This window comes from Myroides phaeus, assembly GCF_900099675.1.
Classification (GTDB): domain Bacteria; phylum Bacteroidota; class Bacteroidia; order Flavobacteriales; family Flavobacteriaceae; genus Flavobacterium; species Flavobacterium phaeum.
Map to the genome: position 1 here is coordinate 25,466 of NZ_FNDQ01000025.1, position 10,476 is coordinate 35,941.

Annotated in this window: 9 protein-coding genes; 7 read left to right on the plus strand and 2 right to left on the minus strand. The window is 29.7% G+C overall.

Annotated elements, in window-relative coordinates:
• Positions 1-17: 17 nt before the first annotated feature.
• Both BLT46_RS11140 and BLT46_RS11145 read left to right on the plus strand, forming a co-directional pair.
• A complete protein-coding gene (locus BLT46_RS11140) occupies positions 18-845 on the plus strand; it encodes a CvfB family protein (protein WP_090410197.1) in 828 nt (275 codons plus the stop codon).
• 507 nt (positions 846-1,352) lie between these two features.
• Complete coding sequence (locus BLT46_RS11145) at positions 1,353-2,228, plus strand: helix-turn-helix transcriptional regulator (protein ID WP_090410198.1); 876 nt, start codon at positions 1,353-1,355, stop codon at positions 2,226-2,228.
• A gap of 160 nt (positions 2,229-2,388) precedes the next feature.
• On the opposite strand, the gene BLT46_RS11150 is transcribed toward BLT46_RS11145, so the two are convergent.
• Positions 2,389-3,747 carry a sensor histidine kinase gene (locus BLT46_RS11150; protein ID WP_090410199.1) on the minus strand — a complete coding sequence of 453 codons (1,359 nt, stop codon included), beginning with the start codon at positions 3,745-3,747 and terminating at the stop codon, positions 2,389-2,391.
• Between the two features lie 327 nt (positions 3,748-4,074).
• Here BLT46_RS11150 and BLT46_RS11155 point away from each other — a divergent pair, with 327 nt between their 5' ends.
• The 4 genes from BLT46_RS11155 (at position 4,075) to BLT46_RS11170 (ending at position 7,247) form a co-directional block, all read left to right on the plus strand.
• Positions 4,075-4,569, plus strand: coding sequence for a hypothetical protein (locus BLT46_RS11155; RefSeq protein WP_090410200.1), 495 nt, complete (start codon positions 4,075-4,077; stop codon positions 4,567-4,569).
• A 220-nt stretch (positions 4,570-4,789) separates the two neighbouring features.
• Entirely contained in the window at positions 4,790-5,965 is a 1,176-nt protein-coding gene (locus tag BLT46_RS11160) for a permuted SH3 domain-containing protein (RefSeq protein WP_090410201.1), read from the plus strand.
• Positions 5,966-6,200: 235 nt separating this feature from the next.
• Positions 6,201-6,770: a Crp/Fnr family transcriptional regulator gene (locus BLT46_RS11165; RefSeq protein WP_090410202.1), complete on the plus strand. Its 570-nt coding sequence runs from the start codon at positions 6,201-6,203 to the stop codon at positions 6,768-6,770.
• Positions 6,771-7,073: 303 nt separating this feature from the next.
• On the plus strand, positions 7,074-7,247 hold the full coding sequence (locus tag BLT46_RS11170; RefSeq protein ID WP_090410203.1) for a histone H1: 174 nt from the start codon (positions 7,074-7,076) through the stop codon (positions 7,245-7,247).
• Between the two features lie 105 nt (positions 7,248-7,352).
• On the opposite strand, the gene BLT46_RS11175 is transcribed toward BLT46_RS11170, so the two are convergent.
• Positions 7,353-8,663 (minus strand): DEAD/DEAH box helicase, encoded by a 1,311-nt coding sequence (locus BLT46_RS11175; protein WP_090410204.1) that lies wholly within the window; start codon positions 8,661-8,663, stop codon positions 7,353-7,355.
• A 243-nt stretch (positions 8,664-8,906) separates the two neighbouring features.
• Between BLT46_RS11175 and BLT46_RS11180 the strand changes: the two genes are divergently transcribed.
• Complete coding sequence (locus tag BLT46_RS11180; RefSeq protein WP_090410205.1) at positions 8,907-9,791, plus strand: Fic family protein; 885 nt, start codon at positions 8,907-8,909, stop codon at positions 9,789-9,791.
• Positions 9,792-10,476: the final 685 nt, after the last annotated feature.

Below are 10,476 nucleotides of genomic sequence, written 5' to 3' on the forward strand. Positions count from 1 at the left end.
TACAAATACATTATAAGATGATAAAAATTGGTGATGATAATACGTTAAAGATTGCACGTGAAACAAGTGTAGGTCTTTATTTGACAGATGGTGAAAAGGATGTCTTGTTACCTAATAAGTACGTACCCAAGAAATATGAAATAGGGGACGAACTTATTGTTTTTGTTTATTTAGATCAAGAAGAACGACCAGTAGCTACAACTTTAGAGCCCTATATATATTTGAATGAGTTTGCTTTATTAAAAGTAAACTATATCAACGATTTTGGAGCTTTTATGGATATGGGATTAGAGAAAGATCTTTTTGTTCCATTTAGAGAGCAAGCTCGTCCAATGAAAGAAGGTAATAGATATTTAATTTATATGTACTTAGACGAGAAAACAAATCGTTTAGTAGGGTCAAGTAAATTAAGACAGTTTGTAGATAACAAAGAAATTACTGTCCAGGAAGGAGAAGAAGTAGAATTAGTTGTATCTCACATTACAGATTTAGGAATTAATGTAATCATTAACGAGAAGCATGCAGGACTAATGTACAAGAATGAGGTTTTTGAAGAAATGAGAACCGGAGATCGTATTATTGGTTATATTAAATCTATTCGCCCTGATGGAAAAATAGATGTAACGAGAACAAAAGTAGGGTTTGAGGGAGTACTTGATAGTGCAACACAAATTCTAAAAGAATTAGAAAGTAATAATGGCTTTTTAGGACTGACAGATGCAAGTCACCCAGAAGATATTAAAACTGTTTTAAACATGAGTAAAAAGACATTTAAAAAAGCTGTAGGTACTTTATATAAACAACAACAAATTGAAATAAAGGAAAACGGTATTTTTTTAAAATAATGCATGAATAAATAAATTATATTTGAATGGAGGCTCGGAGTAATCTGGGCCTTTTTTTATGGGATAAAATATTTAAAGAAATAGAATAGTTTGGGAATTTATACATTTTGTTGGTATAGAGTAGATTTCTATTTAAAATCAAGTGTTGATGTGATTATAAAAGTTTATATAACGATTTTTAAAAATAAGATAGCGTCTGTTTTTTAGATTTTTATAGCCTTTATCTAAAACTATAAAATGAAAAATTAGTTAGCTTGAATATATAATAGTTCTGATGGTTAAAGAACAAGAATAAGTTGTTTATAAAAAATACAACTAAAGTTATAGGTTGAATATATATACTCACTCAATAAATACCTTTGTTCACCCAAAAAAAAGATTAATTATTAGTTGACTATAATATCTTTGTGTCCCAATTATAAGTGCGTTAATTATAATATTTATTTGGTAATAATATTTTATGTGATAAAAAACGCAATGAATAAAAGTATAATAATTGGATAAGCAATGAAAAAGCTCCGCTACTATTTTTTAGTATTAAACTATTTAAAACAAAACCAGTTTCCTTCACGTGAATTATTATTAGATTATCTAAAAGAATTTGATATTGATATTAGTGAGCGAACTTTATACAGAGCTTTAAAAGAGCTAAAATCAGAGTTTGGTATTTTTATTAAGTTAGATACAAAGAAAAAAGGTTATTATATTGCAGAGGATGCAGAAGATAATGCTAATACTGTTCTTACTTATTTGAAAGGAATAGTAACAGCAGATATACTAAATTCAGCAAATAAATCTAAGTTTGAACTATCTCATTTTATAGATCGTGAAACTAAAGGTAGTTTAGTGTCAATTGATTGCTTTCGTATTTTCTTTAAAGCCATGACTTCTTTTCGTAAGATATCATTCAAATATGATAATCAAGTTAAAGTTATCACATTATCTCCTCTTTTTTTTAAACAATATAGAGGTCACTGGTATGTTATTGGGTATGAAGGGAAAGACTTAATTTCATTTGAATTAAATAAAACATCTGAGGCAATAATCTTGAAAGATAAGTTTAAGGCAAATGGAGGCTTGATTAAGGATACGTACAAAGAGATAGTAGGATTTGATTATACGGATTCTGATTTAGAGCAAGTTGTATTGTCATTGTGTACTAGTCAAGAAAGTAGTATTCGTAAATCACCCTTACACTGCTCTCAAACTTTAAATAATTGTGCAGAAGATGGGCGATTATTAGTAACTTTACGCGTTCGACCAAATAATGAATTGAAAAAAGAAATTTTAAAGTATGGTAAATTCGTGAAAGTTGTTCATCCAGAGCATTTAAAACACGATATAATAAGTGAATTACGTTCTGCATTAGAATTAAATGCATAAGATATAAAGACACATTGATTGGGGAATTAATGTATGTTGTATTTGTAGGTATATATAAGGCGTTAGTCTAAATATAAAACAAGTATAGCGGTTAGTTTGTTTCTAAAAAAAATAGCAGGTGGGGGCCTGCTATTTTTATTTTATATCTAAGTGAAAATTATTAGTTATGCCTTGGTATATTAATGTAGACTGTTGTTCCAGAGTGTAATTCAGATATAATTTGAAGTTTACCAATATGAAGTTTGATAATCTTAAATGCGAGTGATAGTCCTAGTCCTGTTCCTTCTATAGCAAAAGCATTGTTCGACCTAAAGAATGGGATAGTTAGTTTTTCAATATCTTCTTTTTTAACCCCAATACCTCTATCTTTTACAATAATTAAAATATCGTTCTTTTCTATTTTAAGAGTGATATCAATTAATTGGTTATGAGAAAACTTTTTTGCATTAAATATTATATTAGATAGTGCTAATTCAAGTAGTGTCGCATTACCTTTAAAGTATAATTTTTGTAGATCTTCTTTGTTTTCTATTATTAGATTAAAATTTAAACTTGGTTTTAATGATAAAAATTGATCTAACATAGACCACCAAAACTCTTCAAATTTAGTTATTTCCAAAGGATATGCTGTGCTATCAAGTTTTGATAAAGTTAATAGGTTGTTTATCATTTGGTCCATATGTAGTGCTTCATTAATAACTTGATGTAAAACTTTGATATATTCTTCATTTGTACGGGTATTCATCAAGGCTATTTCAGCATTACCTAATAAGGATGCAATAGGTGTTTTAAGTTCGTGTGAAGCATGGGCAATAAATGCTTGTTGATTATCAAATGATTCTTGTAAATGATGAAATAAGTTATTTATAGTCTCACTTAATATTTGTATTTCATCTTTTGGCATTCCTGCTAATGAAATAGGTTTAAATAAATTAGGCAATTTTTTTTGTTGTATATGTTTGTTGATTCGTATAATTGGACGAAGGAAATAGCCAGCAAAATACCTTGATAACCAGAATGTAATAAGTAAAGCGATTAGCAATGAAGTAAACATTACTGTTCGTAATTGGCTTAAGGCTGCTATTCCTGTTTCGTTAGTAGCTTTAGCCATAACTATGAAGTCTCCTGAGTTGTCATTGTAAAATATTCCTACAACCTGTTGTTCATTTTTTTTAAAGTAAACTTTATTTTTTTCAATAACTTGATTTAATATTTCTTTGTCCCATTTTACGTTACCTTCATCAATAAACATAGGTTCAAATTCTGTGGTATAAATTCGGATAGTTTCGTGTGGTAATGTGCGTGGAAAATTGCGAAGTACTTCTGCAAATTCTGTTGGTGTAAAATTGTCTTCAGCTAAGTAGTTATCCCCAACAGTAAAAGCTCTATTTTCTAATTGCTTATAAAACTCATTTTTCCAATGTGAATTCACTAAGATATATACAGTAACAAGAACACAAGACAATAAGATGGTGAATAGTCCTGAAAATTGAAGAGAGAGTCTATCGCGTATTTTCATTTTTTATAGAATAAGTTTCTATTTTATTAAGTAATACTTGGTTTAATTACTTGTTTTGTAATTCTTTGAAGTGATAAGTCAATATCAATCTATCTTTATTGAGTAATCCAAAACTAAGCCAGCTATGTATGTAAAATAGAATATTAGAGTAATTTAATCTATAGTTAGAGAATGATAAGAAGTGACAGGGGGTACAATAAATAATTGTTTTAGGTTTCCGTATAGAGTGAAAATAGACTCTAATATTATTAAATTGTTATGTTTTATGTATTTATAGTTTAATGGCTCATAATTCATTAAATTTATTATAATCAAATCATAGAAATTATGGATGTTTTATGTCGAAGTCAATTTTTTATAGATTTAGGAATTGATGTTTTAAACAGTAAGCATATAGTACAATTGCAGAGAGAGTATAACTTTTCAGAAGATTGCTATAGGTACTTGTTGGCAAATGAAAGCTTAAGTAATGTATTGGATTTATGTGATATAGGTTCACATAGAGAACAAGTAGTATTTTGTAATTCTACTATTATAGAAATAAATGAAGAAAGTATATTTTCACCATATGTTTTTTTCTTTGCAAGAGAAGGAATGTTGTTAATTGGTGAAGTTTTAGTTGGGGAACATAAAGGAGAGATAGTGTCTATTGTAGAGGATCTTTATTGTGATATAGATAGTCTTGAGGAATTATTAGAAGATTTAAATATAAGTATTACGTATGCTTTTAACGATGAAAATAGAATTATAAAAGAATTAATGAAGCCTTCTTTACAAGTCTTTACATTGTTAGAAAAGTCGTTTGAAAAATTTATAAAATAAAAAATAAAGCTTGTTGTTTTTTTGTTTGCTAGAGGATTAGTTCGCTATAACTAATCCTCGTTTTTTATACATAGCTATTTAAAAGAAGATACTTTAGATGGCAGTAGAATATATTGGTATATCATTGGTTTTTTTGTAATTTTCGGCCAACATATTTAACAATGTTAAAAGTCGTTTTTAATTAAAGAAAGTAAAGCTGTATTATCGGCTAAATTGACAGATGAAGAAAAATAAAATAAGAATTCAACAATCAGTAATGACTTTTTTAAGCATACTTTTCTTGGTGTGGGTAGGCTATTACGGTATGAATAAAGGCGAAACGACTACTGAAATTGTAGAAAAAAAAGAGATAGATAAAGTTGTTGATAAAGAAGATGTAGCTACTGCTGATCAATTAGAAGGAGAGATGATGGAAATAGTAGAAGAGGTTTCTTTAGATGCTGTTTCAACCACTAAATTGACAACAAAGTATCATACTTATGCAAAAGAGTATGATGCAAAAGTAAAAATTACTGAGTCAAGAATTGAGAAATTGGCTAAAAAAGGACGTATTGTTACAGTATTTGTTAGAGATGGACAAGTAGTAACTGCAGGTCAACCAATTGTAGGAATAGAGGTTGAAAATACAGCAGTTTTAAGTGAGTCAGAATTAAAAAAAGAACTGAGAAAATTTGAATCATTAAAGTCTAAATTAGAAAGTGCTCAGACCAAAATTACTAAGGCAGAAAATAAGGATTCGAGCGCACAAGCAAAACAGCAAAATAAATATGATGATATATTAAAAGAATATCAAGAAGTTGAGAGTAAAATTGCTTCAGGTCAAAATAAATTTGAACGGATTGTAATACGAGCAGCAAAATCAGGTGTTGTTAAGAACTTATCTTTGAAAATGGGAGATGATATTACAAGTAATAGTTCTTTATTTAAAATAGTCTCTTATGATGTTTATTTTGATTTAAATGCAACTGATTTAGAGCAATGGAAGTTAGCCGCGGATAATGCGATAGTAAAAGGCTCTTTTGTAGGAAAAGATGGACAAAGTATTCCATTTGATTTGCAAAAAAATAGTATCCAAGAAAGAGTGTATATTAAACATTATATGCCTATTTGGGAAAGTTTAAAATTCTTTACTGACGATACAATTGATAATAAAGTGTCATTGGTTGCTGTTTATAAGGATATAATTGAGGTTTCAAGTAATGCCCTAGGTATTGAATCAGATGGAAGATCATTTGTTTGGGTAGTCAATACTGATAACCATATTAGTAAAAGGTATGTTTCTCCAATAAAAAAATATGGTTCTGTTGTTTTATTGGCAGATACTTCTTTAAATGGGGTAACAATTGTCGTTAATAATATAGATAGACTGTCAGAAGGAAAAGAGATTAATTATTAATCTCTTTTTTTATTTTTAAATTAACCCTAAAGATTAGTCGTAAATAGTGACTTTACTTAGAGGTAAAAAGGAAAAAACAATAGTTTAACTATGTATTAGTTTTTTTTTGTTAGATTAAAAGCACTTATAAGTTTAAAAATCAAGATGTTTAAAAGGGGGGTAATGACTTTTGTTAGGAATTTTTGAAACTAAAACGCGTAGTTTTGTGGTAATATAATCAATAATTCTTGAAAAAATGATAATAGACGACTTGTTAAATAGATTGGACTTAAAAGATATTAATTTAACTGTTGGAGACAGATTATTGTTTGAGGGATATTTCAAATCAGTTAAAGTCAAGAAAGGAGATTTTCTTGTAAAGGAGGGAGAAATAGAACACAATATATATTTTGTAAATGAAGGAATACTTCGTTGTTGGATAAATGACAAGCATGAACGTGAGAAAACATTCTGGTTTTGTATGCCACATACTTTTTCATTATCTAATTTATCGTTTACATTGCAAAAGCCATGTGATTTTAATGTTCAAGCAGTAACAGACTGTGAATTATTTATGATTACACAGCACGATGTAAATGAACTATATGAGATTTCTCCACAAATGCATCGTGTTATGAATATATTTACGGGAGAGTTGTTGAACTTTATGTTGCAACGAAAAGTTGACTTACTTAAGTTAACGTCTAAAGAATATTATGATGCTTTACTGGAACGTTACCAAGATTGTATGAAAGATATATCACCTGAAGATTTAGCATCATATTTATGTATTTCGGAAGAAGAAATGAGTAAGATTCACAAATAATCGCTTAGTGAATTAATGTTATTAAAAAGATGTAAGACAGGAAAAAGGACCAAATTATTAAGGTAGTTTGGTTCTTTTTTGTTGGTGTAATGTTGATTTTATAAAACTTATTCTTCATTATAAAATAGTGTTTTTTATAACTTTAAAATTTAGAATGATTAAATAATAGTCTAAAATAACCTGTAAACCACTGTAAACCCTATATATTTTGGGGTATTAGGTGTTGTTTTTTTCTTGTAAAGACGTTGTTTTTAATATTAAATTCTATTTTTGCACCTTTAACTATTAAAAGTAAAAATTACCATGAAAGAATTAATGGAGAAAATCAGCGCAGAGTTTGAAGCATTCACACAAGATGCTAACTTACAAATGGAAAATGGAAACAAAGCAGCTGGAACAAGAGCTCGTAAAGCTTCTTTATCTATTGAGAAACTTTTAAAAGAGTTTAGAAAAGCTTCTTTAGAGGCTTCTAAATAATAAAACAGAAAAACTCCTACTGAAAAGTAGGAGTTTTTGTTTTTATAAAAAGCTTCTAAAAAAATAAGGGCTGTAACATAACGTAACAGCCCTTATTTTTTTGGGTTACTCTTTAGCAAGAGCAATCTTCACTTTTTTATTTTTTAGCTTAGTATTTTCTAATTTAGCTAATAAAGGTTTTATTTTATGAGTGCTTACAGCTACAAAAGCCTGCTTATCTCTCACGTCAATTAAACCAATATTCTCTTTGTTTAGACCACCTGTTTTAATTAAAAAACCAACGATGTCTACCTTGTTTACCTTATCTTTTTTACCAGCACTGATATAAATAGTTTTAAAGTCAGTTTGGTTGTCTATTTTATACTTACCTTCTAAGTTTTCAATAGGTAATTCAGGATCGATAAAACTAAACTTTTCATCATTTGTAACCATAACGTATGCTTTACCAGAAGCTTTCATACGAGCAGTACGACCATTTCTGTGGATAAACGCATCTTCTTTTTCTGGAATTTGGTAGTGAATTACGTGTCCTATTTCCGGAATATCTAATCCGCGCGCAGCTAAATCTGTGGCAATTAGAATATGACAACTACCATTTCTAAACATCATTAAAGCGCGCTCGCGTTCTTCTTGTAACAAACCACCGTGAAAAGCACCATTAGCAACACCTTTTTTTGTCAATGTTTCACTAATTCTTGCTACTGCATCTCTATGGTTACAGAAAATAAGAATAGTGTCTTTTCCAATTTTACCAACTAATTTAATTACAGTTTCTAATTTCTCTTCAGCAGAAGAAATAACCTGACTAAAAGTTAAGTCTGGTTTTGCTTCTTCAGATTTCAAAAAGTGAATACGCTCAGGATCTTCGATACCTGTGAAATCAGGAATTTTCTTCAAAGCCGTAGCAGAAGTCAGCATTCTAAAGTTAATATTGTCAAAAGAGTTTATGATGTAGTCCATATCATCTTGGAATCCCATCTCTAAAGCCTTATCAAATTCGTCGATTACGTAACTTTTAACCGTTTCAGTATTAAAAGAACCTTCTTCAACGTGAAATGCCACACGACCAGGTGTACCAACTAATACAGCAGGAGGTGTACTAAAATTGTTTAGTTCAGTTCTTGTAGAATGTCCACCGTAACAAGCGTTGATTTTAAACGCTGTTCCCATTTTCTTGAAAACAGTTTCTATCTGTAAAGCTAATTCGCGTGAAGGAACAAGAATAACTGCTTGAACACCTTTTATATTAGGGTCTAAACGGTTGATAAGAGGCATAAGAAAAGCCACTGTTTTACCTGACCCAGTAGGTGACAATAAGATAATGTTATTCTTTTTTTGAGCAGCGTTAAATGCCTTTGTTTGCATTTCGTTTAACGCTGTAATATTTAAGTTTTGAAGTATTTCTGCTTTATTCATAGCCGCAAAGGTATGTTTATTATTTTTTTGTTTTACATCACCAAGACGGAATTAGCAAAAAATAAATTCAACTTATTTTAGCTGTTATAAATACATTATAAAAACAAAGTTTAGTTGTATTGTTTTGATGTTTAGTTAACTACGCGTTAATTTGGCTTGTAGTGGGGGATAGGGCTAATAAATGTTGTACTAAGGCAAGGGAAATAAGTATATTTGCAAACAATGTGAAAATACGTGGGGACTATGATTTATATTTCAGTAAAAGAATTTGCACAAAAGCAGGGAGTATCAGAAACGACAGTTAGAAATCACTGTACAGCTGGTAAAATAGAAGGCGCTTTTAAAGAAGGAAGAGCTTGGAGTATTCCTGTTGATGCAGTATTATTGAAAAGTAGTAGAGCGGAAGCCATTAAGAAATCCCTACTTGAAGTACTACAAGAGCAGAAGGGAAAGGGATTGAAAAAGGGAATTTACCACCGTACTCAGGTGGAGTTTACTTATAATTCTAATCGTATTAAAGGAACTGAATTAACTCGAGATCAAACGCGTCATATTTTTGAAACTAATACTGTTGGAACTACTCGTGGATGTGTAAATGTTGATGATGTTATTGAAACAGCGAATCACTTTCGTTGTATTGATATGATAATTGAAAATGCAGAACAGGTACTGACAGAAGAGTCAACTAAGAAGTTACACGCTCGTTTAAAAGTAGGAACATCTGACAATGGAAAACCTTGGTTTAACGTAGGAAAGTACAAACAGGTGTCAAATGATACCGATACTTACATTGCTTGTTCACCAGAAGAGGTTGAAGAACGTATGCGTAGCGTGTTTGCACATTATCAGAATATAGAGGTTAAGACAATAGAAGATGTTGTAGAGCTTCTTTATCAGTTTGAAAGCATACGACCTTTTCAGGATTGTAATGGGCGAATAGCGCGTTTGATTCTTTATAAGGAATGCTTAGCTAATCAACTTGTACCGTTTTTCATAGAAGAAGAAATGAGAGACGAATACTTTAAAGGAATAGGAGAGTGGCCTATATCGAGAGAACGTTTGTTAAAAGTGTGCTTAAAGGCTCAGAGCGATTACCAAAAAGTACTTAAACGACATAAATTGTATTAAAAATATCAAATGCCTCATAAGTGTAAACTGTGAGGCTTTTTTATGCCTGCTTGTTTAGGGGAGTTTTATTAGAGTTACTTTCACTTATAAGTACAGGTAAGCAAATTGCTACAAAATAAAAAAGGAGAATTGATATTCTCTCAATTCTCCTTTTTGTACCCCCGAGGGGACAAATATCGAACAATTTTCTTGAAGATGTTGAACGTTTTCAGGAATTGTTTTCAGGAATAATTTCTAAGTGAATTCACGCTTTTAAATGTTAATATATAATTTAACAAAACCTAATACGTTAAATTTATGCATAGTTTTTTTGGAAGATTATAAAATCTTTGTGTTTTGTAAATATTATATAGAAAATAATATTAGATAGTTAAAATGAACTATACTACGGGATATAGTTCTAGTCGTATTATACGAATACTAAATGACTCAGATAATAATAAGCTAAAGTAAAAATATTTTGTAAATACTATGCATAAATTAGATTATAGATGACATTTTTAGTCGTTTTTGTATGTAATTTAATATTTTTTTTATAAGTTAATGTTGTGTAAATGTTAATAAAACTATTTTTTTAGGTTAATTTATTGTGTATCTCCGTTTTTAGTCATAAGCTGTAATATTGGCGATAACTAGCCTATCAAAGAGCTTTTCACCAAAGTACCTTCTATTAAGTTTATAGATG